This window comes from Enterobacter sp. BNK-13, from assembly GCF_048685015.1.
Classification (GTDB): Bacteria; Pseudomonadota; Gammaproteobacteria; order Enterobacterales; family Enterobacteriaceae; genus Enterobacter; species Enterobacter quasiroggenkampii.
Window position 1 is genome coordinate 1,895,598 of record NZ_JBLQTP010000001.1, and the last position, 22,635, is coordinate 1,918,232.

General features: G+C 54.9%; 23 protein-coding genes. 9 read left to right on the top strand and 14 right to left on the bottom strand.

The window, feature by feature from the left end; all coding sequences use genetic code 11:
- Positions 1-17: 17 nt before the first annotated feature.
- Positions 18-902, bottom strand: a complete 885-nt coding sequence (locus ACMGGQ_RS09180; protein ID WP_045910493.1) for a hypothetical protein — start codon at positions 900-902, stop codon at positions 18-20.
- Between the two features lie 276 nt (positions 903-1,178).
- Between ACMGGQ_RS09180 and ACMGGQ_RS09185 the strand changes: the two genes are divergently transcribed.
- Complete coding sequence (locus ACMGGQ_RS09185; RefSeq protein WP_234082913.1) at positions 1,179-2,642, top strand: EAL domain-containing protein; 1,464 nt, start codon at positions 1,179-1,181, stop codon at positions 2,640-2,642.
- Positions 2,643-2,673: 31 nt separating this feature from the next.
- Here ACMGGQ_RS09185 and ACMGGQ_RS09190 read toward each other — a convergent pair whose 3' ends face one another.
- The 3 genes from ACMGGQ_RS09190 to ACMGGQ_RS09200 form a co-directional block, all read right to left on the bottom strand.
- Entirely contained in the window at positions 2,674-2,946 is a 273-nt protein-coding gene (locus ACMGGQ_RS09190; RefSeq protein WP_045910495.1) for a DUF883 family protein, read from the bottom strand.
- 119 nt (positions 2,947-3,065) lie between these two features.
- Positions 3,066-3,734 carry an epoxyqueuosine reductase QueH gene (locus ACMGGQ_RS09195; RefSeq protein ID WP_420289903.1) on the bottom strand — a complete coding sequence of 223 codons (669 nt, stop codon included), beginning with the start codon at positions 3,732-3,734 and terminating at the stop codon, positions 3,066-3,068.
- 124 nt (positions 3,735-3,858) lie between these two features.
- Positions 3,859-4,335 carry a GNAT family N-acetyltransferase gene (locus ACMGGQ_RS09200; protein WP_063621586.1) on the bottom strand — a complete coding sequence of 159 codons (477 nt, stop codon included), beginning with the start codon at positions 4,333-4,335 and terminating at the stop codon, positions 3,859-3,861.
- 90 nt (positions 4,336-4,425) lie between these two features.
- On the opposite strand from ACMGGQ_RS09200, the gene ACMGGQ_RS09205 reads away from it, so the two are divergent.
- Positions 4,426-5,424, top strand: coding sequence for a LysR family transcriptional regulator (locus ACMGGQ_RS09205; RefSeq protein ID WP_420289904.1), 999 nt, complete (start codon positions 4,426-4,428; stop codon positions 5,422-5,424).
- On the opposite strand, the gene ACMGGQ_RS09210 is transcribed toward ACMGGQ_RS09205, so the two are convergent.
- From ACMGGQ_RS09210 to ACMGGQ_RS09220, 3 genes are all read right to left on the bottom strand, one after another.
- Positions 5,406-6,275, bottom strand: a complete 870-nt coding sequence (locus ACMGGQ_RS09210) for an AraC family transcriptional regulator (protein WP_069719260.1) — start codon at positions 6,273-6,275, stop codon at positions 5,406-5,408. The genes ACMGGQ_RS09205 and ACMGGQ_RS09210 overlap by 19 nt on opposite strands.
- 63 nt (positions 6,276-6,338) lie before the next feature.
- Positions 6,339-6,842, bottom strand: a complete 504-nt coding sequence (locus ACMGGQ_RS09215; protein ID WP_069719259.1) for a YbjP/YqhG family protein — start codon at positions 6,840-6,842, stop codon at positions 6,339-6,341.
- A complete protein-coding gene (locus tag ACMGGQ_RS09220; RefSeq protein WP_083261453.1) occupies positions 6,842-7,210 on the bottom strand; it encodes an NlpC/P60 family protein in 369 nt (122 codons plus the stop codon). Before ACMGGQ_RS09220 ends, ACMGGQ_RS09215 begins: the two co-directional genes overlap by 1 nt.
- Positions 7,211-7,440: 230 nt before the next feature.
- On the opposite strand from ACMGGQ_RS09220, the gene ACMGGQ_RS09225 reads away from it, so the two are divergent.
- The 3 genes from ACMGGQ_RS09225 to ACMGGQ_RS09235 all read left to right on the top strand — a co-directional run bounded on the left by ACMGGQ_RS09225 (position 7,441) and on the right by ACMGGQ_RS09235 (position 10,718).
- Complete coding sequence (locus ACMGGQ_RS09225) at positions 7,441-7,716, top strand: metal/formaldehyde-sensitive transcriptional repressor (protein WP_008502288.1); 276 nt, start codon at positions 7,441-7,443, stop codon at positions 7,714-7,716.
- Between the two features lie 31 nt (positions 7,717-7,747).
- Entirely contained in the window at positions 7,748-8,866 is a 1,119-nt protein-coding gene (locus tag ACMGGQ_RS09230) for an S-(hydroxymethyl)glutathione dehydrogenase/class III alcohol dehydrogenase (protein WP_420289905.1), read from the top strand.
- Positions 8,867-9,026: 160 nt separating this feature from the next.
- Positions 9,027-10,718: a methyl-accepting chemotaxis protein gene (locus ACMGGQ_RS09235; protein ID WP_420289906.1), complete on the top strand. Its 1,692-nt coding sequence runs from the start codon at positions 9,027-9,029 to the stop codon at positions 10,716-10,718.
- Between the two features lie 117 nt (positions 10,719-10,835).
- Here the strand turns inward: ACMGGQ_RS09235 and ACMGGQ_RS09240 are convergent, their stop codons facing one another.
- The 4 genes from ACMGGQ_RS09240 to ACMGGQ_RS09255 all read right to left on the bottom strand — a co-directional run bounded on the left by ACMGGQ_RS09240 (position 10,836) and on the right by ACMGGQ_RS09255 (position 15,915).
- A complete protein-coding gene (locus ACMGGQ_RS09240) occupies positions 10,836-13,217 on the bottom strand; it encodes a glucose/quinate/shikimate family membrane-bound PQQ-dependent dehydrogenase (protein WP_069719256.1) in 2,382 nt (793 codons plus the stop codon).
- A gap of 255 nt (positions 13,218-13,472) precedes the next feature.
- Positions 13,473-14,396 (bottom strand): LysR substrate-binding domain-containing protein, encoded by a 924-nt coding sequence (locus tag ACMGGQ_RS09245; protein ID WP_045910501.1) that lies wholly within the window; start codon positions 14,394-14,396, stop codon positions 13,473-13,475.
- A 180-nt stretch (positions 14,397-14,576) separates the two neighbouring features.
- On the bottom strand, positions 14,577-15,461 hold the full coding sequence (locus ACMGGQ_RS09250) for an SDR family oxidoreductase (protein WP_045910502.1): 885 nt from the start codon (positions 15,459-15,461) through the stop codon (positions 14,577-14,579).
- 64 nt (positions 15,462-15,525) lie between these two features.
- On the bottom strand, positions 15,526-15,915 hold the full coding sequence (locus ACMGGQ_RS09255) for a YdeI family stress tolerance OB fold protein (RefSeq protein WP_406915011.1): 390 nt from the start codon (positions 15,913-15,915) through the stop codon (positions 15,526-15,528).
- 138 nt (positions 15,916-16,053) lie between these two features.
- Between ACMGGQ_RS09255 and ACMGGQ_RS09260 the strand changes: the two genes are divergently transcribed.
- The 4 genes from ACMGGQ_RS09260 to ACMGGQ_RS09275 are packed head-to-tail and all read left to right on the top strand — an operon-like array spanning position 16,054 to position 18,547.
- Positions 16,054-16,557 carry a hypothetical protein gene (locus ACMGGQ_RS09260; protein WP_111967073.1) on the top strand — a complete coding sequence of 168 codons (504 nt, stop codon included), beginning with the start codon at positions 16,054-16,056 and terminating at the stop codon, positions 16,555-16,557.
- A gap of 9 nt (positions 16,558-16,566) precedes the next feature.
- Positions 16,567-17,013, top strand: a complete 447-nt coding sequence (locus ACMGGQ_RS09265; protein WP_008502280.1) for a DUF421 domain-containing protein — start codon at positions 16,567-16,569, stop codon at positions 17,011-17,013.
- An 11-nt stretch (positions 17,014-17,024) separates the two neighbouring features.
- Complete coding sequence (locus tag ACMGGQ_RS09270; RefSeq protein ID WP_045910504.1) at positions 17,025-17,543, top strand: 2-oxo-tetronate isomerase; 519 nt, start codon at positions 17,025-17,027, stop codon at positions 17,541-17,543.
- 17 nt (positions 17,544-17,560) lie between these two features.
- Positions 17,561-18,547: an SDR family oxidoreductase gene (locus tag ACMGGQ_RS09275; protein ID WP_063621590.1), complete on the top strand. Its 987-nt coding sequence runs from the start codon at positions 17,561-17,563 to the stop codon at positions 18,545-18,547.
- On the opposite strand, the gene ACMGGQ_RS09280 is transcribed toward ACMGGQ_RS09275, so the two are convergent.
- Genes ACMGGQ_RS09280 through ACMGGQ_RS09290 form a run of 3 tightly spaced genes read right to left on the bottom strand, consistent with a single transcriptional unit; the run spans position 18,548 to position 22,595 of the window.
- Complete coding sequence (locus ACMGGQ_RS09280; RefSeq protein WP_420289907.1) at positions 18,548-20,173, bottom strand: alpha-amylase family protein; 1,626 nt, start codon at positions 20,171-20,173, stop codon at positions 18,548-18,550.
- 8 nt (positions 20,174-20,181) lie between these two features.
- Positions 20,182-21,192 (bottom strand): cytochrome d ubiquinol oxidase subunit II, encoded by a 1,011-nt coding sequence (cydB, locus tag ACMGGQ_RS09285; RefSeq protein WP_111966698.1) that lies wholly within the window; start codon positions 21,190-21,192, stop codon positions 20,182-20,184.
- Positions 21,192-22,595 (bottom strand): cytochrome ubiquinol oxidase subunit I, encoded by a 1,404-nt coding sequence (locus tag ACMGGQ_RS09290; RefSeq protein ID WP_045910508.1) that lies wholly within the window; start codon positions 22,593-22,595, stop codon positions 21,192-21,194. The genes cydB and ACMGGQ_RS09290 overlap by 1 nt, the downstream gene beginning before the upstream one ends.
- Between the last annotated feature and the right edge of the window lie 40 nt (positions 22,596-22,635).

Here is a 22,635-nt window from a genome sequence, read left to right on the forward strand (position 1 = left end):
ACCGAACGCCTGGTGGATTATACGGTTGACGTCACGTTGTGAACGTGGCGTCGCTCTTTAGGAACAACGTTGATGTAATGCGTAACATACGCAAAATATAACCCGGCATAATTTTCGACGAGTTCGATAAACGCCGGATAGACCGATAGCCGACCATCACCCCGATCTTTCAGATAGCCTGCCTCCTGAGCCGATTTGATAATCCGGTTGACGTGGATGCGCGATACAAAAAATTCTTTTGCGAGCGTGCTGGCTGAATAGTCGATAACGGCACCATGGGCAGATTTATTTTTCATAGCCTGCAGGTAAAGATAAAGCATAATCATACGTCCACCATCTTTATCGATAAATAATCCCACTTCAGGCAACACCTTTCTGAACGTTAATCCCCGAAAAAGATATTCTGCCGCGCGGCGGAAAAAGTTATTTCTCAAAATATCATTATCCAGCAGGTTCACGTTAATATTGAATGTTGGGTAAAGAATACTGACGGGCAAAAAAGCGCCGGACATATATCGCTTAAGTTCATTCAGGCCTTTTTCGGTTGGCGCGATTCTCGTTTTGCGTCTGTCTTCCGTACAGCGCCAGGTCCTGATGCGCCCGGTGGTTCTGAGTATCGTGATGATCGCAATAACGCTGTTAGGGCTGGCTATCTTATAGCGAGAGCATAACTCTTTAATTTCTGAGACTGACTCGGCCTGATTTCCAAAAATAAAACAACACATGGAGAGGATAATGTTGAACCGTGATTCCTGCAGCATTGTCTTGTAGAACAAAGGTTGTTTTTTGTAGATGGTGTCATTAATTGTGTAGTGCTCTAATATTGCCTCACCGAATCGTGGATTGTTTTTTATAACATCCCTTCGATGTAGCAAGGCCCTGGATGAGATATGATTATCCATAGCATTTTTCTCGTATTTGAATGAGCCGATAGATGAAGTATCCAGTCTTCTTTTTCGGAATTTTCATTATACCCTGAGAATAAAACATTTGCCGTGGTTATTTGAAAAGAAAAGTATATTTAAACGCGGGTGATTAACGCAAAGATGTTCCGGTGAATTAGGCTGATAACAGTTTCTTAACCCTGGGTGCTACTGTAAAATTATACTTCGCAACAGATGCAATAAATTTTACGCATACTCAAATGGAAATGGCGCTTTGGTGCCCAGGAGCAGGTTATGACCCACAAAATTTCTCTCAGAAATGGGGCGTGCGATGAACATAAGTTTGTCATCTCAGCCTGCGGTTTCACATTCCAGGGATATTGTTCGATCCTTAATAAATACGGAATCCATGCTTCCCGGATCCACTTTAACGGAGATGAGGCATCTCAACAGGATATTGAAAATATCCTTAAAAATCAGGATGCGCATATCGTGGTGTTTCTCGGGAAAGGCGTGGTCAACCTCCTGGAAAGCCTGAAGCGACTGGCCTCGGTACTCAATGCACTCCCCGTTATTCGGCATGTCACCCTGTATGGTGATATTCCCGATGGCTGGCTGTACCGCACGCTGGGCAGTCTTTTAAATAACCGCTATCAACTATCATTGATTCGCGTAGCCAGCGTTTCTGATGTAATAGCCTGTTTTCACACCAATTATAAAAGTTTTAAGGATCGCTCTCGCGCATTACGCGAACGCTACATGGATATTTCCTCGCAAGAAAATCTTAAGTGGTTAACACGAAGAGAAATTGACGTATTATTAAGTTTCTACCGCGGCATGTCCGTAAAAGAAATGTGCGATAGAATGGGGTTGTCGAATAAAACGGTGTATACCCACCGTAAGGAAGGCGTGCTTAAATTACACTTAATTAAGCGTTGGCTACACGACCCGCATAATTTTAAAGCAGAAATGCCTGCTAAACACCCACGTCAAAAAACGGGGCTCACGGAGAAGGAAACCGACATTTTTAATGCCCTACGTAATCGCGAAATATTTCCGGCATATCAGATCATTACCGATCGGGATAAAAAGGGTGTTGGGTTTGAAATACTGATTCGCTGGAATAAAAACGGTAAAATTGTCAAGCCTGCCAGTTTTTTAACGGATATTACCAATCATGAGATATGGCTGCAAATAACGGCCTTGGTCATCCATGCTGCCGTTTCAGGTATTAATAAGTATAACGGGAAATATTATTTTTCTGTGAATATCCCGCCTCGTCTGGCATCCGGAAATGCCTTGCCTGATATGGCACGAAAGGCCATCGATATGCTGCTCAAACCGCAGTGGGCGGAAAAGCTGGTCTTTGAATTTGCAGAGGATATTGACGTGACGAAGGATAAAAGGATCCCTGAAACCATGCGGCATTTACGCAAAACGGGGTGTCGTTTATTTCTGGATGACTGCTTTTCTAACCATCAAACCATGTTCCCGGTGCGCCAGGTTCATTTCGATGGACTCAAACTGGATCGGGACATCGTCGATCACTTTGTGGCAAATGACAATGACTACAATTTGATAAAAGCGATTCAGATTTATAGCGACATGACCGGCACTGACTGTATTGCAGAAGGGGTTGATAGCGAAGAAAAGTTCGAGAAACTCGTCGCGCTGGGCGTTAAAAACTTTCAGGGATATTATCTTTCACGTGCCGTGAAAGAGGATGAGTTAGACCGCATGGTACGGTTATTTAGCTGATGAGAAAAATAAAGCCCCGAAGGGCTCTGATTTATTTTCGACCCAGCAACAGGCCGAGAACAATACCGACAGCACCCGCGGCGATGAGGCCGGTGAGGGGATTATTTCTGACCGCTTCTGTGACGTCGGAAACGGCATCGCTGGCCTGAGCGGCGTATTTTTTCGCGGCACCTTTAACCTGATGTTTTGGTGAATCGACGAATTCACCAAACTGCTGCTGCGCTGAACCTGCAAGTTCATCAAATTTATTTTTTGCCTTGTCTTCAGCAAACTGGGTGTTTTTATCAGTACCGATATCAGACATTTTTGCCTCCTTTTGTTGATAGTTAAAGGATAGCTGCTCTTTGCGGATGTGGGAGACGCAAGGCTAAATTCGGCACCTGACAGGGCGGTTTTCGGATATATCTCTATACCGGGAACCCGTTATTTCTCATTGTCATCCTGACCGTAATACAGTTTCCCGATGCGGATCAGCGGGCGACCCTGAGACTTACGGTGCAGGTTACTGTCCCTGAGCGAATAAACGCACCCGCAATATTCCTGCTGGTAAAACTGTTCCCGCTTGCTGATCTCAATCATGCGTGAGGAGCCGCCCTGTTTGCGCCAGTTATAGTCCCAGTAAACCATACCCGGATAGCGCGCGGCCGCACGCTGGCCGCAATCGTTTATTTGCTGCATGTTCTTCCAGCGGGAGATCCCCAGCGAGCTGCTGATAATTCTGAATCCATTTTCTGCCGCATAGAGCGCCGTGCGCTCGAAACGCATATCGAAGCACATGGTGCAGCGGACGCCGCGCTCGGGTTCCCATTCCATGCCTTTCGCACGCTCAAACCAGTTATCGGTGTCGTAATCGGCATCAACAAACGGCACGCCGTGCTTTTCCGCAAAGCGAATATTCTCCTCCTTACGAATGAGGTATTCCTTTTGCGGATGGATATTGGGGTTATAGAAGAAAATGGTGTACTCAATGCCCGACGCCTGAATAGCCTCCATCACTTCACCGGAGCAGGGGGCGCAGCAGGAGTGCAGCAGCAGTTTGTCAGCGCCGTTGGGCAGGGTGAGTTGTGGGCGAATAAAAGGGGCTGTCGTCATGGCGTTCTGCACTATGTTGATGAAATTTATGGAAGGGTAGCATAAATTCATAATCTGTTGAGACGGGATCGACGCAGGAAAGCGCGATCCCGCGGGGCGGGATCTTCTCGGATATGACGTGCCGCTATTCGGCAAATTTGAGCAACGCTTCTCCGTCAAGACGGTAGCGCACCCATTCGGACTGCGGCAGCGCGCCAATGCTCAGATAAAAATCGATGGCGGGCTGGTTCCAGTCCAGCACGCTCCATTCAAGGCGACCGCACTGCCGTTGTACGGCGAGCTGGGCGATATGTTTCAGCAGTGCTTTTCCCGCCCCCAGGCCGCGATAAGCTGGGGAAACATACAGATCTTCCATGTAAATCCCGTTGCGGCCAAGCCATGTTGAATAGCTGGTGAAGAACACGGCGTAGCCGGCGATCTTGCCTTCAGACTCCGCGATCAATGCCTCGGTTTTAGTACCTGCGCCAAAGAGCGTTTCCCGGATCTCCTCCGGCGTGGTAACCACTTCTTCCGGGGCTTTTTCATACACCGCCAGCTCGTAAATCATGGCGTAAATGGCCGCTGCATCTTCGGGACGGGCCTGACGAAGGGTGATGCTCATTGTTTTTCCTGCTTTTTAGCGTGTGTCCTGATTGATGGCATTAAGCATACGGCGTATTGTCCGAAGAATTAAGTGCAATGAAATCAACATATGATGAATATTATGCATCCGATACTGAGACGGCTTGATTTAAACCTGCTGCCCGTTTTCGACGCGATATACCGCCACCGTTCCGTTCGGCTGGCCGCTGACGAGCTGGCGATGAGCACATCCGCGCTCAGCCATGCGCTGTCGCGCCTGCGCGCCACCCTGAATGACCCGCTGTTTTTTCGTGAAGGGAACAGCATGTCCCCCAGCGTGTATGCCTCTCAGCTTGCACCTTCGATTGCTTCCGCACTGTCGTTCCTGAATCATGAGCTGACCCCGCAGCCGGAGTTTGATGCAGCCAGCAGTACGGAGAGCCTGCAGATTGCGATAACGGACTTTACCGCGCTTTGCATTTTTCCGGCTCTGATACACAGGCTGCAGCTTACAGCCCCGGGTTTACGCTTTGAATTGCGCTATCTGCCGCACAGCCCGGCTTTGACGGAACTGCTGGCGGGCGAGGTGGATCTGGCGCTGGGCTTCAGCACGCCGGAGGATATCCGTCATCCGGAACTGGAAGAGATCGGCTGGTTTGAAGATGAGTATGTGGTCATCAGCAACGCAAGCCGGACCCGGCTGACGCTGGAGGATTATCTCGCGGCCCGGCACCTGGTGGTTACGCCGTGGAATGAGAAGCAGGGCGTTCTGGACGTGCGGCTTGAGCAACTGGGCTATACCCGACAAATCGCGATCAAAACGCCGTCGATGCTCAGCGCACCGTTTATCGTAGCGGAAAGTGACCTGCTGATGGCGATCCCCCGCTATGCTGCGGAGAAGCTGATTAAGACAGCGGATCTCAGGATTTTTGCGTTACCGTTTCCGATACGCACGTTTGAAGTGAAAATTTACTCGCATAAACGCAGCGGCCAGCGGGGCGCGACCCGCTGGCTGAAGGAGGAACTGCAAACGCTGGCGCAGGCTGTAGGGGACGGTAGGCCGGGTAAGCGCAGTGCCACCCGGCAGAAAGGACGGTCTGTAACGGATCGTCAATTTAACGGCAGGTAGATATCCGTTTGCAGCGCGTGTTCCGGCACCTCGTGAATAAAGTTGAGGTAGTGGAAAAATACCGGGGCATCGCGCAGCGTTTCGCCGCTGGCCGGTAGCCAGTCGCGAAACATCGACCACACCGTGGCGGAAATGGTATCCAGCGAACCGGTGTGGCGCCCGACGGCGTAGCGTCCGCCGTCAATTTCACCACTGGAAACGCCAAATTCATTCTCTGGTATCGGTTCCGGGATACTGCCGCAGATATCGAAACGAAAGGCGTCTGCTGGCGTAGTTGCCGGGTCATCCCAGGCAATGCCAAACGTGCTGCTTTCGTGTACTGGCGATAAGCCCGTGGTTTTACGCCAGGCAATAAACTTCGCCGCGCTGTCATTAACCCGATCCGGACTGCCACGGTGCTGCAGCATTGCCACTTGGGTCTGTGGGAAATCGACAATCTTAATTTCCATCGTTTTTTGCTCCTGAAAGGTCATTTTCGGTACGCGTTGATGCCATTTCAGCCAGTCCGGCTGTTGCCGAAACTGACGGGGGCTTTTTCCAAACGCGTTTCTGAAGGCGCGACTGAACGATTCCGGGCTCTGGAAACCGGCATCGAGCGCAATATCAATCACCTTATCCTGAGGATTAAACGCCAGTCGCCAGGAAGCATGACGCAGGCGTAGCCACTGGATATAGCGATACAGAGGCTGACCGCTAAATGCCAGAAACTGCCGGTGAAAATGATAAGGCGAACAGCAGGCTATCGCGCTGAGCTTCTCCAGCGTGAGTGGCTCATCGAGATGGTGGGCAATATAGTCGCACACCATCGTGAAGCGCTCGAGGTAGGTCGTTGTTTTGATTGCATCGTTCATTGCATCCTCCTGATGACCCACTTTGCCTCATTGAATGGTCATAATCCTGACCGATCTTGCTAATTATGGTGAAGTTATACTGGCCGCATATCGTTGTGCCGCAGCAATCGCCCTCTCGTCAAAAATATACTGTTCGAAATGATGGCTCGCATCGGTGACGCGATATATTTTCCATTTACCGTCTTCATTGCGCAGATACACTTTTAGATGTAGTTTCCGCTCATTACCCACACCCAACTGAACGTTAACAACTTTCCCGGACGCAGAGTTAATCGCATTGCTTACGCTTAGGTCAGGGATCCACGCAGCCGCATAGTCCTGCGTATAGGTAAAATAATCAGAACCGATAATTTCTTGTTCATAGAGAGAGGAAATTTTTTGCAGTCGGGAGAGCGTGTCTTGCGCAATATAGTCACGCATTTTTGGTGAATCGAGATTATCTTCTTTGCTGTCTGTAACGAAAGCAGTGAGGTAAAACGTGTAAAAGTCATGAGTACGTTTTTCCGGCGCATCCATTTGCGTTGAACATCCCGATAGTAACAGGCACATCAAGAGAACGTAACGCATCAGCTTTTCCTGTAAATTTTGTAAGCAGGGCGTAAGGAGCGATATCCCGGGCCACCCCACATATCTCTTTGTCTGAAGTCAGAGTACCAGGTAGTGCCGTCATAAATTGCCATGTGACCCGCAGGATTACCGCCTGCATAAGGCTGAATAACAACCACATCGCCTTCCTGTAATGTTTCACCTTGCCCTAAAACTCGAAAACCTGCCCGTTCAAGGTTACTGCCATAGTCTTTTGCGTTAGGTGCATTGCCAATATCCACGCCACCTGCACGTATTGCCTTACGCGTATATTCTCCACAGCGTTTTTGCGATGAAGTCCCTGCATTTTGGCGTGCATGCAGGGCCGCTGCGTGTTTGTTCCATGCCATGTGTTAACTCCTGTTGTATATGAAATCGTCACTAAACAACGGAAGCTACAATCGGGTTAGGCAAATAATGTCATTAAAAAATTATATATTTCAGAGCATTATCTCTTTTTGAAGTTTTATTCGCTTGGTTGATGATATGCGGTAGATACGCTGATGTTGCAACGGAAACAGAAGGTTTACATCGAGATAAAAGTTAAATACCATACCCCCCTATAGTATCAGGAGGGCGTATGCCGCATTCACCCGAAGATAAAAAACGTATTCTTACCCGCGTCCGTCGCATTCGGGGCCAGGTTGATGCCCTTGAACGTGCGCTGGAGTCGGGCGACCCTTGTCTGGCCATCCTGCAGCAAATTGCCGCCGTGCGCGGGGCTGCCAATGGCCTGATGGGCGAAATGGTTGAAATTCACCTCAAAGATGAGCTGGTTGCGGGGGACACCACGCCGGATCAGCGAGCCGTACGCATGGCGGAAGTCGGCCATTTACTGCGCTCTTATCTAAAATAAATCCACATACCTGACAAAAAAGGGAAGGCATATGAAATCTCGCGCTGCAGTTGCATTTGGCCCCGGCCAGCCGCTCAAAATCGTTGAAATTGACGTGGCACCGCCGAAGAAAGGCGAAGTGCTGATCAAAATCACCCATACCGGCGTGTGCCATACCGATGCGTTTACGCTCTCGGGCGATGACCCGGAAGGCGTCTTCCCGGCAGTGCTCGGTCATGAAGGCGGCGGGATTGTGGTGGAAGTGGGCGAAGGCGTGATCAGCCTGAAGCCGGGCGATCACGTGATCCCGCTGTACACCGCGGAATGCGGCGAATGCAAGTTCTGTAAATCCGGCAAAACTAACCTCTGCCAGGCGGTGCGCGCCACCCAGGGGAAAGGGCTGATGCCGGACGGGACGACCCGTTTCTCTTACAACGGCGAGCCGGTTTATCACTACATGGGCACCAGCACCTTCAGCGAATACACCGTTTGCGCGGAGATCTCGCTGGCGAAGGTGAACCCGCAGGCGCCGCTGGACAAAGTCTGCCTGCTGGGCTGCGGCGTGACCACCGGTATTGGCGCGGTGCATAACACGGCAAAAGTCAAAGAGGGCGATACCGTGGCGGTGTTCGGTCTCGGCGGCATTGGTCTGGCGGTGATTCAGGGCGCGGTGCAGGCGAAGGCCGGTCGTATCATCGCGGTGGACACTAACCCGGAGAAATTCAGGCTGGCGGGTGAAATGGGCGCGACCGATTTCGTGAACCCGAAAGATCACGAGAAGCCGATTCAGGACGTCATCGTTGAGATGACCGACGGCGGCGTGGACTTCAGCTTTGAGTGTATCGGCAACGTGAACGTGATGCGTTCCGCACTGGAGTGCTGCCACAAAGGCTGGGGCGAGAGCATCATCATTGGCGTGGCCGGTGCGGGTCAGGAGATTAAAACCCGTCCATTCCAGCTGGTCACCGGGCGTGTATGGCGCGGTTCCGCGTTTGGCGGCGTGAAGGGGCGTACCCAGCTTCCGGGTATGGTTGAAGATGCCATGGTCGGCAAGATTCAGCTCGATCCGTTCATTACCCATCGCTTACCGCTGGAGCAGATCAACGAGGCGTTTGATCTGATGCACGAAGGAAAATCCATCCGTACCGTTATCCATTTCGGCGACAAGTAACTCTTCTGCCAGCGGTTTTTCGCCGCTGGCGTTTCTTTAATAATCTTCTCTAAAGTGTGACCAGTGCGGCGTTTTTAGCCGTAATCTTAATCTGTGCCGTGCCGATGACTATTTAACAGGCGTGTTTTTACGCATCTTACCTACAAGAGAGTCGACGGTCATGGACAACACTACTTCGATGCTGGCGCAGCGCAAGCTGAGCTTCTTGCATCACATCAGGCTGGTTCCGCTGTTTTCCTCCATTCTCGGTGGCATTATTCTTCTGTTTGCCTTGAGCTCGGGTCTTGCGGGTTATTTCCTGCTGCAGGCCGATAACGATCAGCAGGATGTCACAGCTGAAATTCAGGTGCGTATGGGGCTGTCGAACAGCTCAAACCATCTGCGAACCGCGCGTATCAATCTGATCCACGCCGGTGCGGCAAGCCGTATCGCGGAGATGGACGCCATGAAGCAGAACATCAGCGAGGCGGAAACACGCATTAAGCAGTCCCAGGAGAGCTTTACCGCCTACATGAATCGTGCCGTGCGCACCGCCCAGGGCGCAGCGCTGGACGCGGATCTCAAGGCGCGTTACGACGCCTATATCGCTGGCATGCAGCCGATGGTCAAATTCGCCAAAAACGGCATGTTCGAAGCGATCATCAATCACGAAAACGAAACGGCGCGTCCGCTGGATGACGCTTATAACGCCGTACTGCTGAAGGCGATTAAGATCCGTACCGACCGTGCCAATGCGCTGACGGCGCAGGCGCACAGCCGCACGCAGCTGGGCCTGATGTTTATGGTGGGCGCGTTTGCGCTGGCGCTGGTGCTGACGGCAATGACCTTTGTCGTGCTGCGCCGCACGGTAATCAATCCGCTGCAGCGGGCAGCGAAACGTATCGAGAATATCGCTAAGGGCGACCTGACGATGCCGGACGACGTGGCGGGGCGCAGCGAAATTGGTCGCCTGACGCGCGATCTGCAAACCATGCAGCACTCGCTTGAAAAAACGGTCGGCACCGTGCGTCAGGGGGCGGAGGAAATCTACCGTGGCACCAGCGAAATTTCTGCCGGTAACACCGATCTCTCTTCCCGCACCGAGCAGCAGGCTGCCGCCATCGAGCAAACCGCCGCAAGCATGGAACAGCTGACCGCGACGGTGAAGCAGAACGCCGATAACGCCCATCATGCCAGCAAGCTGGCGGAAGATGCTTCCGGCAAAGCCACCCGCGGCGGCCAGATGGTCTCCGGCGTGGTGAAAACCATGGGCAATATCTCCAGCAGCTCGAAGAAGATCTCTGAAATCACCGCCGTGATTAACAGCATTGCCTTCCAGACCAATATCCTGGCGCTTAACGCGGCGGTAGAAGCGGCCCGTGCGGGTGAACAAGGGCGCGGATTTGCCGTGGTGGCAAGTGAAGTGCGCACTCTGGCAAGCCGCAGTGCGAATGCCGCAAAAGAGATCGAAAGCCTGATCAACGAATCGGTATCGCTGATCGACCAGGGCTCCGGCGAGGTTGTGGCCGCCGGTAACACCATGAATGAGATTGTCGACGCGGTGAAACGCGTTACCGACATCATGCTGGAGATCGCCGCGGCGTCCGATGAGCAGAGCCGCGGTATTGTGCAGGTGAGCCAGGCGATTTCTGAGATGGATAAAGTGACCCAGCAGAACGCCTCGCTGGTGGAAGAAGCCTCCGCGGCGGCGGCGTCTCTGGAAGAACAGGGCGCGCGTCTGACCGAGGCGGTTGGCGCGTTTCGGTTGAATAGCGCAAAGCAGGGCCGCGTGGTGACGGCTGCGCCGGTGGCGCAGAACGTACCGTTACGCCCGGCGGCGACGGTTTCCGGGGATAACTGGGAGACGTTCTGAGTGGCGTGTTGCGTCGGGTGGCGGCTTCGCCTTACCCGACCTACGTATAACGGTAGGCCCGGTAAGCGTAGCGCCACCGGGCAAAAAAAAGGGACCTTTCGGTCCCTTTTTCACATCTTATTTCTTATCAGGTAATGCGTACGCGATAACGTAATCACCGCGGTCCGGCGACTGGCGGGCGCCACCGGCGTTAATGATGATGTACTGCTTACCGGTTTTCGGCGACACGTAGGTCATCGGGCCGGATTGGCTGCCAACCGGCAGGCGATCTTTCCAGATCTCTTTCCCGGTGGCGGTATCAAACGCGCGCAGGTAGAAATCCTGGGTACCGGCAAAGAACAGCAGACCGGACTGGGTAGAGAGCGACGCGCCCAGGGTCGGCATACCGATCGGGATTGGCATGTGCATGCGAATGCCCAGCGGGCCGGTATCTTCCACCGTGCCGACAGGGACCTGCCACACCAGCTTGCCGGTTTTCAGATCAACGGCTGACATGGTGCCAAACGGCGGCTTCTGGCACGGAATACCCAGCGGTGACAGGAAGCGTTCACGCATCGCGCCGAACGGCGTGCCGTCCATTGGAACAATCCCCATCTCGATGCCGCTGGCATTTTTCGCCACGTTCGCGCGCGGCACCATATAGTTCGCCAGACCCAGGCGCATATCGTTGACGAACATCAGGCTGTTGTTCGGGTCAACGGAGACGCTGCCCCAGTTCATCCCGCCGAGTGAGCCAGGGAACTGCAGGGAACGGTCGAGACCAGGCGGGGTAAAGACGCCCTGATGACGCATCTCTTTAAACTGAATGCGGCACAGCAGCAGGTCAACAGGCGTCGCGCCCCACATGTCGGACTCGGTCAGCGTCTGGTTGCCAATCATCGGCATGCCAACGGAGTACGGCTGGGTTGGGGAGTAGCGTTCACCTTCAACGTTACCCGCCGGGACAGGGCGTTCCTCTACCTTCGCCACCGGCTTGCCGGTTTCGCGGTTAAGCATGAAGATCATGCCCTGCTTGCTGGTCTGCACCAGCACCGGCGTGGTGCCGCCTTTACCGTCAGGCAGGTCGTACAGCAGCGGCTGGGAAGGCAGGTCGAAGTCCCAGAGATCGTGGTGGGTGGTCTGGAAATGCCAGCGGACCTGGCCGGTGGCCGCGTCGACGGCGACGATGGAGGAACTGTACTTATCGTCCAGCGCGGTACGCTCGCCCGCCCAGAAGTCTGGCGTGGCGTTGCCGGTTGGCAGGTAGATCAGGTTCAGTTTGGCGTCGTAAGACATCGCAGACCAGACGTTCGGTGTACCGCGGGTGTAGGTCTGGCCTTCCGGCGGCAGGCCGGTCAGGTTCGGATTACCCGGATCCCACGCCCAGGCCAGTTTACCGGTGTGAACGTCGTAGGCGCGCACCACGCCCGGCGGTTCACCGGTAGAGTAGTTATCCGCGACGCGACCGCCAACGACGACAACGTTCCCGGCAACCAGCGGCGTGGAGGTTTGCTGATAATATCCGGGCTTGATCTCGCCCATGCCGACGCTCAGATCCACGATGCCATGGTCGCCAAAGTCGTCGCAGACCTTGCCGTTATCCGCGTTGATGGCAATCAGACGGGCATCGGTGGTGGGCAGGAACAGGCGGCGAGGGCATGCCGCTGGCGATGTTCCGGTCTGTGACGCTGTCACGTTTGCGTGATCTTCAAAGTAGCCCAGACCGCGGCAGCGTTGCCAGTTCGGCGCGGTCGCTTTCGAATCATAACGCCATTTTTCTTTACCGGAATCCACGTCCAGCGCCAGCACTTTACTGTATGGCGTACAGACATACAGCGTGTCGCCAATCTGCAGAGGGGTGTTCTGATCTTCCGCACCCGAGCCGTTGCTCTGCGGAATATCGCCGGTGTGCGCAACCCACGCGACTTTCAGCGAGTTGACGTTTTGCTTGTTAATCTGGTCCAGCGCGGCGAAACGGTCGCCGTGGGTGGTGTTGCCCCAGTGTTCCCAGTTCTTTTGCTGCTCGCCGGGTGCAACGGGTTTCACCGGAACGGGCTCGTTCGCTGCCACGAGGGTTTGCGGCTTAAACATCCAGCCCAGGCTGACGAGCATGGCCACCGCGAGCAGGGCCGCGACGCCAAAAGCGGGGGCTTTGTTCGGCGCAGTGTGGTTTGCTGCGCTCAGGAAGGGCCAGACGATGGCGCAGAGGAACGCCAGCACGGCAAAGGTAAACAGGCGGGAGAAGAGCGGCCAGAAATCCCAGCCTGCATCGCTTACCGCCCAGAACAGCGAGGCAATAAACGCGATGCCGTAAAGCAGGATCCCGCTGGTGCGGTTGAGGAAAATCAGGATCGCGGCAATCACCATCACCACGCCCATTATCAGGAAGTAACTACTTCCGCCCACGGTGGCGAGCTTAAAGCCCAACCCGCCGACCGCCAGACCGATGAGCATCATCAGTCCGGCAAGAAGCCACTGCAGAATACGAGGTATCCCGCGTGGCGCGCTGCCAAATGCCATTTCTGTCTCCTTAGATCCCCCGCCGTGTCGGGTATGTACCAGTTGGGTAATAAATGCGGTGGGATTGATGGTTAATGCCGGTGAATTCGTTTCTGTCAAATAATTAGCGAACCATTTGGTGAATTCTCCGCTATGATAAAACTGTTAAATTGTTTTACGCAATTGTTAATGATTTATTCCGCATTATTTGATTAACGCACAGGACAGCCCCCTCGCCCCTGAGGGGAGAGGGTTAAGGGGAGGGTCGAAAAGGTTTTAAACCGGCATTGATTTGCGGATGGCGCTCAGCAGCGTCTGCGCGCCTGTGGAAAGTGGAGTATCTACCCGGGTCAAAATACCAATAGGTTCACCAGCGCCGGGGGCCGTTACCGGGAGAGCGGTCAGCGTGCCCTGGCGCAAATCATCTTTTACCGCCCCGGAGGGAACGAACCAGACGTAGTCATAGTCGAGCGTGAGCTGGCGTGAAAGCGAGGCCGACAGCGTTTCGATGCACCCTGATGGCAGCGTACACCCCTGCATTTGCAGCAAGGTTTCGGCGGTCTGACGGGGGACGGTCCCTTTCGGACACACCACCACCGGCCACTCCATCACGCGGCTTAACGTCACCGTATCCTGCAGCAGAGGGTGATCGGGACGAACCACCAGCTTCAGGGATTCCAGGAACAGCAGTTCGTAATTGAGACCCCCCATCAGTTCAGGATCGGACATGCGGCCGATACCGATATCCAGCTCGCCCGATTTCAGCCCCGCGAGCAGCATGGTGTTATTCATGGTGGCAACCTGGATCGTGGTATGCCGTTGCTGCTTGTGGAACTGGCCAATCACCGGCGGAAGAATGCCCAGCGCGGCGGTAGGCAGGGCCCCGACGCGGACGACCTCGCTGCTGTGCTCTTCTTTTCGATGCAGGGACTGGCCTGCGGTATTGAGCGCATCCAGCACCTTAACGGCGTGCGTCAGGAACTGTTCGCCGACGATGGTAAGCTGCGCGCCCAGCCGACCGCGGTCAAAAAGACGGGCGCCGGTCAGCTGTTCCAGCTCGTTGAGGGTTTTCGAGAGCGCAGGCTGGCTCAGGTTAAGAGTTTCAGCCGCACGCCCCAGCGTTCCCTGTTGAGCGACGGCCACAAATGTATGCAAATGGCGCAAGCGTATGCGCTGACTGAACAGACCATTTTTTTCCATAGGCGATGTTAAAAACAGAGCGATGCGGGTGACAAGTTAAGTTGTTTAATTTTGATAACCTGATAGCAAAATATTTTTAACATTTGATCTGTTTGAGTTACAACATGTTTTTCGGCAGGGGAATAAGAGCGAACATCCTTGTTCATTTATTGCTCATTGCTGAGGGGAAGGGTTATGCGGTTAGATTACCCCGTCACCGCCGTCAGAACACCACACCTGGCCGGACGTAAATGAACATTCATCCGAGGCCAGCGTGACGTACAGCGGGGCAATCTCGACGGGCTGACCCGGACGTCCCAGCGGCGTATCTCCGCCAAACTCCTTCACTTTTTCCATCGGCTGGCCGCCGCTGGACTGCAGCACCGTCCAGTAGGGACCGGGAGCAACCGCGTTGACGCGAATGCCTTTCGGACCCAGCTGCTTGGCTAAGGATTTGGTAAATACCGCCAGACAGGCTTTCGTCTGGGCGTAGTCCAGCAGCACCGGGCTGGGCTTCACCGCCTGGACGGAGGAGGTATTAATGATCACGGACGAGGCTTTCAGATGGCGCAGAGCCGCCTTCGTGATCCAGAAAGGCGCGTACACGTTAGTTTTAAACGTCGCGTCAAAATCTTCGGTGGTCAGCTCTTCAAGCGATTCACGGAACTGCTGGCGACCGGCGTTGTTGATCAGAATATCCAGCCCGCCCAGCTTCGAGACGGCTTCTTCGACCAGATTCTGGCAGAAGGTTTCGTCCCGGACGTCCCCCGGCAGCGCGACGGCATTCCGCCCTTCGGCTTTGATCAGGTCGATAACCTCAGCGGCGTCTTTTTCCTCTTCAGGTAGGTAGTTAATCGCCACGTCCGCGCCTTCACGGGCATAGGCGATGGCTACAGCGCGACCGATACCCGAGTCACCGCCGGTGATCAGCGCTTTTTTGCCCGCCAGGCGGCCATGCCCTTTATAGCTGGTTTCCCCGTGGTCGGGTACGGGCTGCATTTCGGATGCCAGTCCCGGTGGCGTTTGTGGCTGTTCCGGGAACGGGGGCTGCGGGTAAGCGTTCGTACGTTGTTTAGTATCACTCATAGCTGACTCCTTAAGCCAAGGGGTGAGATTTGATGGATAACTGCAGCGTTAACGCTTCGCTGAATTATTTCTGCAAACGATCAACACGGACGACGGCAGGGGATGATTTTTTATCAAGCGAACCGTTGATACTGATCATCTGGTCGGGTTTTACCGTTCTGCCGTCGAAGACTGCCTGGGGAATAATAACGTCGATTTTTCCGGTTTTATCCTGAAATACAAACTTATCGCCGCTACCATCAATAAGATTACCGCGTAATGAAATGGTCGCACCGTCGTGCAGTTGTTTTGCCTGATCGATGGTCATAATACGCGCATCATCGGTTCCGCGATATCCGCTATCCAGCGCATGGGGTGGCGGCGGAGCTTCATCTTTTTGTAACCCGCCGTTATTATCTGCGAAGGCGGCCGGAACCAGAAATATCATAAAAGCGGAAATAAGTGATAATTTCATCGGATATCCTTCATTTTGGGTGTCTTGACTTATTAAGTATTGTTGCTATTTCTTTATGTGGCAAATGTGATAAGTCCTAAAAACATTCGCGTGAAAAATCAAACTTATCGGATAATAAGCGAAACGGTGACGATGACCATGAAGCGTGAAAATGAAAAGTTGCCCGGGATAGATGAGAGTTATCGCTTGCTGACGTTTGAATACGCGTTTCGTCAGGTGGGTTTTATTGTTCTGCTGGCTATTATCATCGCCGCTATCGCTGGTCTGTTTTCAAGCGGGTGGGTCAGCGATACGGTTAAAACCAATTCCGCTAAATCACTGACCATAAGCTATGAACGGTTTGGCCGCCGGGAGACGGAGACGCGAATGGCGCTGGCGTTCCCGGTGCGAACAGAGGGAAAGTATGTTCTCAGCATGGCCAGCGAGAGCAGCGATATTTACGAGCCTGGCAGCGTCTGGCCGCAGCCGGACAGCATGTTCAGCCGTGGCAAGACCCTCTATTTTGTCTATAACAACCTGAAAAAGTCAGACCGCTTCGCGATGTTACTCTTCACCACGCCTTCGAGAGCCGGTAAATGGAACACGACCGTTCGTGTAAACAACGAGCCGGAGATAACCCTCTGGCAATTTATTTACCCCTAGGAGGCTGATATGGATATGGTCTTTCGTGCGCTGGCGATTTATCTGTTCCTCGTGGTGGTATTTAAAGTGGCCGGGCGGCGTGCGCTGCTGCAGATGACCAGCTTCGATCTCATACTGCTCCTGATAATTAGTGAAGCCACTCAGCAGGCGCTTCTCGGACAAGATTTCTCCGTCACCGGTGCGATGATTACCATTACCACCCTGGTGGTAGTGGATATTATTTTTGGCCTTATGAAGAAGTATTTTTCTCCGGTGGAGAATATTCTGGACGGCACTCCTGTGATTCTGGTGGAAAACGGCGTACCCCTGGCGGATAAACTCAAAAAGGTCGATGTCTCTTGCGATGATATTCTGGTGTCAGCGCGTCAAAATAATGGTATTACCGAAATAAGCCAAATTAAATATGCCATACTTGAGCGCAATGGACATATTTCAATCATTCCTTTTGAGAAATAAGAGGCGAAAAGATGAGCAATCTTTTTCACGACAACAATTATACCGTGGGTGAACTGACGAAAAAACTGGCGAGCAAATTAACCGATCTCGGGCTTCGCTTAACCACGGCGGAATCCTGTACCGGCGGAAAGCTCTCGGTAGCTCTTTGCGCCGAAGAGAACACGGCCGATTTTTATGATGTTGGCCTGGTCGTATTCAGCGACGAAGCCAAAGCGCGGATCCTCGGCGTTCGTCCTGAGACGCTCGCACGCTATACCGCCGTCAGTGAGCAGACGGTGACCGAGATGGCCGCCAGCATCCGCGACATCGCCCAGGCGGATATCAGTATCGCCATCAGCGGCTATGCTGGCCCGGAAGGGGGCGACGATGGCACGGCGGCGGGGACGGTCTGCTTTGCGTGGAACATCCAGGGCGAGACGCAAACCCGCACCGTACTTTTCTCCGGCGACTGTCAGGACGTGGTGGAAAAAGCGGTGCATTTTTCGCTGGCCGAGCTGGTGACAGCATTGTCGGACGGGCATAACGGTTGATTTCACGTGGAGGTTCTATGGCTGTCATAGTGATTACCGGTGGGACGGCGGGCGTGGGAAAAGCCACGGCGCTGCGCTTTGCAAAAGCAGGTTACGATGTCGGCCTCATCGCCCGCGATGAGGCAAGCCTGCACTCCACCCAGGAAGAGTTGCGCCGCTTCGGCGTAAATGCACACGCCGTGCAGGCTGACGTCGCCGACAGTCAGGCGGTGGTGGACGCGGCTAACGACATTGAGTATCGCCTCGGCGCGATTGATGTCTGGGTTAACAATGCCATGGGGGCCGTGCTGGCACCGTTTCGCACCCTTACGCCGGACGAGTTTCGACGCGTGACTGAGGTGACGTACCTCGGCTACGTGAACGGTACCCGCGCGGCGCTCGAGCTTATGGTTCCGCGCGACAGGGGCGTGATTATCCAGGTAGGGTCCGCGCTGGCCTACCGTTCCATTCCCCTGCAGTCCGCCTACTGCGGGGCCAAAGCGGCGATCCGCGGGTTTACCGACGCGGTACGTACCGAGCTGATGCATGAGAACAGCCGGGTTCAGCTTTCGATGGTGCAGATGCCGGGGCTTAACACGCCGCAGTTTGAATGGGCAAGGAACAAGTTCGCGTGGGCGATGCGGCCGGTACCGCCGGTGTTCGAGCCTGAAGTTGCCGCCAGCGCCATCTTCAGGGTGGCGCAAAAGCCGGTGCGTGAGCTGTGGGTAGGCAGCAGCACCATTCAGTCGATTGTCGGGCAGTTCCTCTTCCCGGGTTTTCTGGACCGGCTGATGGTGAAGAAAGCCTGGGAAGGTCAGATGACGGACGATCTGAACGCGCCGGACCGCCGGGATTATCTCGACCAGCCGGTTAACGACCTGCACAAAATCCATGGCCGTTTCACTGACGAAGCGAAAACCCGCGCGACGTCCGTCACCTCCGGTATGCCGGGCAAAGTGGCGTTAGGGGGGCTGGCGTTGGCGGGGATTGTATTAACGCGCTTGCTCACCCGCCGGAAACCGTAATCAGCGCAGCGCGCTGCGGTGCGTCCAGAACCAGCGATAGCCATAGCCGCCAAGGGTGAGCTCAACGGTTTTACCGCAAACCAGCGCGTCATCGTAGCGTTTGTCCGCAAGACAGGCGGTCCAGGTGGCGTTGCGGATCCCCTTGACGGTGAACCGTACCGGCTGGTCGCTGAAGTTAACAAAGGTCAGGATGCTGCGTTCTTCGGTCTCGTAATAGATCCCCAGCACCGCGTCACTATCGATCGTGAGGAGCCGAAAGGGCGCAACGGCGATTTCGGGGAACTCCGAGCGGGTATTGGCGATATCAATGATCCGATGCAGAAGCGAGTTGCGGTGGAGCAGCGAATCAGCGACGTTGATTTTCTGATAGCGATAAGGACCGCGGTCGATAATCGGCGCGATAAATTTGCCCGGGTCGGCTGCCGAAAAACCGCCGCCTTGCGATCCCGCCCATTGCATGGGGGTGCGGACGGCGTAGCGCTCCTCCAGATCGAGGTCATCCCCCATGCCGATCTCATCGCCATAGCGCATCACCGGAACGCCAGGCAGGGAAAAGAGTACCGCGTGGCAGAACGCCAGCCGCTTCAGATCGCCATTGAGCATCGGGGCCAGGCGACGGCGGATCCCGCGCTGGTAGACGTTCATCTCCTCTTCAGGGGCGAAGGTATCGAGGACAAACTGTTTGTCTTTCTGACTGATGCCCTCCAGATCCAACTCGTCGTGATTGCGCAGCCAGTTGGCAAAACAGCATGAATCGGGCGGGACGATCATCTTCTTCACCGCGTTGCGCAGCGGACGGGCGCTTTTGCGGGCCAGGCTGACGTAAAAATACTTGTTGAGCCAGAAATTGAGCACCAGATTCAGGCGGTCATTATTGCCAAAGTAGTCCTGATAGGCCTCCACCTCGACGTCCACTTCACCCAGCAGGATCGCCTCCGGATTATGCTCCTCAATAAGACGGCGCATATGCTCGAGGATCCACAGACCCTTTTTTTCATTACCGTTTCCCGCCTGCGTGGTCAGGTGGGAGGCGGCATCCAGGCGGAACCCCGATACGCCCAGCTTGAGCCAGAAGAGGATGATGTTCTCAATCTCTTTCAGCACCGCGGGTGAGGTCAGGTTCAGGTCCGGTTCATGGCGATAGAACATGTGCCGGTAGTATTGTCCCGCCTCGTCGTCCCAGCTCCAGATGCTCTCCTCCACGCCGGGAAACATCGGGGGCGTATCGTCCTCGTCAGTATCTGACCAGAGGTAGTAATCCCGGTAGGGTGACGCCGGGTTACGGCGGGCCTGCTGGAACCAGGGGTGCGCGTCGGAGGTGTGCTGGATCAGCAGCTCAATAATGACCTGCATGCCCAGCTCGCGGGCCTGTTCGATAAGGGCGATGATATCGGCCAGCTTTCCGAAGCGGGGGTCCACCTGAAGATGGTCGCTGACGTCATAGCCTTCATCGAGAAAGGGGGTGAGATAAAACGGGGTGATCCAGATAACCGTCGCCCCCATCCGGCGAATGTAGCGCAGCTTGGCCGCTATCCCGGCGATGTCCCCGCAGCCATCGCCGTTCAAATCATAAAAGAGTGCGGTATCAATCTGGTAAATAATGGCCCGTGTATGCCAGTCCGTCATAGCGTTCCTCAGTGATAGCCTTCAGTATCCGAGACCTTGCCCCGGAAAACGTAGTAGCTCCAGGCGGTGTACACCAGGATCACCGGAATAATCAGTAACGTCCCAACCAGCATAAACAGCTGGCTGGCAGGCGGGGCTGCGGCCTCCCACAGGGTGATGCGCGGCGGAATAATATTTGGCCAGAGGCTGATGCCCAGCCCGCTAAACCCGAGGAAAATCAGCCCCAGCGTCAGCAGGAAAGGGCGAGAGTGGCTGTCCGGATTGCGGGTCAGGCGCCAGATCAGCACGCTGAAGATACCGACCAGCAGAGGAACCGGCAGGAACCAGAAGAAGTTGGGCAGGGTAAACCAGCGGTCGGCGACATACTGCCAGCCGAGCGGCGTCCAGACGCTGACTACCGCGATAACCACCATCAGGGCCAGCAGCACGTGGCGGGTCAGCTCGCGCATGCGGACCTGCAGCGCGCCTTCGCTTTTCATAATGAGCCAGGTGGTGCCCAGCAGCGTGTAGGCGACGACCAGTCCGATGCCGCAGAAGAGGTTAAAGGGGGTGAGCCAGTCCAGCGCCGAGCCGACAAAGCGTCGGCCCTCCACGTCAAAGCCGTTGATCACCGCCCCCACCACCACGCCCTGGCTAAAGGTGGCGAGCAGGGAGCCGCCGGCAAAGGAGTAGTCCCAGAACCGACGGTGTGAGGGTGTGGCTTTGAAGCGGAACTCAAAGGCGACGCCGCGAAAAATAAGGCCGATCAGCATTGCGGTGAGGGGGATCGTCAGCGCATCAATAATGACCGCGTAGGCCAGCGGAAACGCGCCGAAAAGCCCCGCACCGCCGAGCACCAGCCAGGTCTCGTTGCCGTCCCAGACGGGCGCTACGCTGTTGACCATCACATCGCGCTCTTTCGCATCGCCCACGAAATTAAACAGCAGGCCAATGCCCAGATCGAAGCCATCCATAATGATGTACATCAGCGTGGCAAACACGATGATGGCAAACCAAATCACTGAGATATCGACGCCCATCAGATTCTCTCCTCTTCCGGAACAGACTCAGCGGCAGACAGCGGACGGGCAGGCGTGCCCGAGGTGTTTGACGTCAGCGTATCGACGGGCTGAGGTCCTTTCTTAATCAGCCGGATGAGATAAACATAGCCCACGCCAAACACGGATGAGTAGACAACGAAGAACGCCAGCAGGCTGATGCTCATCTGTAGGGTGCTGTGCAGCGATACCGCGTCGATGGTGCGCAGGTAGCCATAGACGACCCACGGCTGACGTCCCACTTCGGTGGTCACCCAGCCGGCAAGCAGCGCCAGCAGCCCGGCAGGACCCATGCAGAGGGCAAACCACTGGAACGGACGCGAGTGGTAAAGTCGATGGCGATAGCGTAGCCAGAGGCTGACAAGACCAAGGGTAATCATCAGCAGTCCCATCCCGACCATCACGCGGAACGACCAGAAAACGATGGTCGAGTTTGGGCGATCCTCTTTCGGGAAGTCTTTCAGCGCCGGGACCTGCTTGTCCAGACTGTGCGTCAGGATCAGGCTGCCGAGCGCGGGGATTTCCAGGCCGTATTTGGTGCGCTCTTCCTCCATATCCGGCAGACCAAACAGCAGCAGCGGGGTAGCCTCACCGGGGGGATTTTCCCAGTGACCCTCAATCGCGGCAATTTTTGCCGGCTGATGTTCAAGCGTGTTCAGGCCGTGCATATCGCCCACCACCGCCTGAATGGGCGCGACCAGCAGCGCCATCCACATCGCCATCGAAAACATGGTGCGAACGGCGGGCGTATCGTTACCGCGCAGCAGATGCCATGCCCCCGATGCCCCTACAAACAGCGCGCTGCTCAGAAACGCGGCGATAGCCATATGAATAAGACGGTAAGGGAAGGAAGGGTTAAAGACGATGGCCAGCCAGTCCTGCGGGATCACCTGGCCGTTCTCGATAGTAAAACCCTGCGGCGTGTGCATCCAGCTGTTAGAGGCGAGTATCCAGAAGGTCGACATCAGCGTGCCGAGCGCTACCATGCAGGTCGAAAAGAAGTGCAGCCCCGGGCCGACCTTGTTCCAGCCGAACATCATGACGCCAAGGAATCCGGCCTCCAGGAAGAAGGCGGTTAACACCTCGTAGGTCAGAAGCGGGCCGGTAATGCTGCCCGCGAACTGAGAGAACCCGCTCCAGTTGGTGCCGAACTGATACGCCATCACCAGCCCGGAAACGACGCCCATGCCGAAGTTAACGGCAAATATCTTTAGCCAGAAGTGGTACAACGATCGCCAGACGTCGTTTTTGGTGCGCAGCCACATGCCCTCCAGCACGACCAGGTAGCTGGCGAGACCGATGGTGATCGCGGGAAACAGGATGTGGAACGAGACGGTAAAAGCGAACTGAATTCTGGCCAGATGAAACGCATCGAGTTCGAACATGGTCCGTACCTCTGAGACGATGGGGCACGCGAATTGCCGG

What these genes read in the sequence shown, in the direction of transcription:
- ACMGGQ_RS09180 (WP_045910493.1), bottom strand. Translation starts at nt 902, where the DNA reads ATGGATAATCATATCTCATCCAGGGCCTTGCTACATCGAAGGGATGTT.
- ACMGGQ_RS09185 (WP_234082913.1), top strand. Translation starts at nt 1,179, where the DNA reads ATGACCCACAAAATTTCTCTCAGAAATGGGGCGTGCGATGAACATAAG.
- ACMGGQ_RS09190 (WP_045910495.1), bottom strand. Translation starts at nt 2,946, where the DNA reads ATGTCTGATATCGGTACTGATAAAAACACCCAGTTTGCTGAAGACAAG.
- ACMGGQ_RS09195 (WP_420289903.1), bottom strand. Translation starts at nt 3,734, where the DNA reads ATGACGACAGCCCCTTTTATTCGCCCACAACTCACCCTGCCCAACGGC.
- ACMGGQ_RS09200 (WP_063621586.1), bottom strand. Translation starts at nt 4,335, where the DNA reads ATGAGCATCACCCTTCGTCAGGCCCGTCCCGAAGATGCAGCGGCCATT.
- ACMGGQ_RS09205 (WP_420289904.1), top strand. Translation starts at nt 4,426, where the DNA reads ATGATGAATATTATGCATCCGATACTGAGACGGCTTGATTTAAACCTG.
- ACMGGQ_RS09210 (WP_069719260.1), bottom strand. Translation starts at nt 6,275, where the DNA reads ATGAACGATGCAATCAAAACAACGACCTACCTCGAGCGCTTCACGATG.
- ACMGGQ_RS09215 (WP_069719259.1), bottom strand. Translation starts at nt 6,842, where the DNA reads ATGCGTTACGTTCTCTTGATGTGCCTGTTACTATCGGGATGTTCAACG.
- ACMGGQ_RS09220 (WP_083261453.1), bottom strand. Translation starts at nt 7,210, where the DNA reads ATGGCATGGAACAAACACGCAGCGGCCCTGCATGCACGCCAAAATGCA.
- ACMGGQ_RS09225 (WP_008502288.1), top strand. Translation starts at nt 7,441, where the DNA reads ATGCCGCATTCACCCGAAGATAAAAAACGTATTCTTACCCGCGTCCGT.
- ACMGGQ_RS09230 (WP_420289905.1), top strand. Translation starts at nt 7,748, where the DNA reads ATGAAATCTCGCGCTGCAGTTGCATTTGGCCCCGGCCAGCCGCTCAAA.
- ACMGGQ_RS09235 (WP_420289906.1), top strand. Translation starts at nt 9,027, where the DNA reads ATGGACAACACTACTTCGATGCTGGCGCAGCGCAAGCTGAGCTTCTTG.
- ACMGGQ_RS09240 (WP_069719256.1), bottom strand. Translation starts at nt 13,217, where the DNA reads ATGGCATTTGGCAGCGCGCCACGCGGGATACCTCGTATTCTGCAGTGG.
- ACMGGQ_RS09245 (WP_045910501.1), bottom strand. Translation starts at nt 14,396, where the DNA reads ATGGAAAAAAATGGTCTGTTCAGTCAGCGCATACGCTTGCGCCATTTG.
- ACMGGQ_RS09250 (WP_045910502.1), bottom strand. Translation starts at nt 15,461, where the DNA reads ATGAGTGATACTAAACAACGTACGAACGCTTACCCGCAGCCCCCGTTC.
- ACMGGQ_RS09255 (WP_406915011.1), bottom strand. Translation starts at nt 15,915, where the DNA reads ATGAAATTATCACTTATTTCCGCTTTTATGATATTTCTGGTTCCGGCC.
- ACMGGQ_RS09260 (WP_111967073.1), top strand. Translation starts at nt 16,054, where the DNA reads ATGAAGCGTGAAAATGAAAAGTTGCCCGGGATAGATGAGAGTTATCGC.
- ACMGGQ_RS09265 (WP_008502280.1), top strand. Translation starts at nt 16,567, where the DNA reads ATGGATATGGTCTTTCGTGCGCTGGCGATTTATCTGTTCCTCGTGGTG.
- ACMGGQ_RS09270 (WP_045910504.1), top strand. Translation starts at nt 17,025, where the DNA reads ATGAGCAATCTTTTTCACGACAACAATTATACCGTGGGTGAACTGACG.
- ACMGGQ_RS09275 (WP_063621590.1), top strand. Translation starts at nt 17,561, where the DNA reads ATGGCTGTCATAGTGATTACCGGTGGGACGGCGGGCGTGGGAAAAGCC.
- ACMGGQ_RS09280 (WP_420289907.1), bottom strand. Translation starts at nt 20,173, where the DNA reads ATGACGGACTGGCATACACGGGCCATTATTTACCAGATTGATACCGCA.
- cydB (WP_111966698.1), bottom strand. Translation starts at nt 21,192, where the DNA reads ATGGGCGTCGATATCTCAGTGATTTGGTTTGCCATCATCGTGTTTGCC.
- ACMGGQ_RS09290 (WP_045910508.1), bottom strand. Translation starts at nt 22,595, where the DNA reads ATGTTCGAACTCGATGCGTTTCATCTGGCCAGAATTCAGTTCGCTTTT.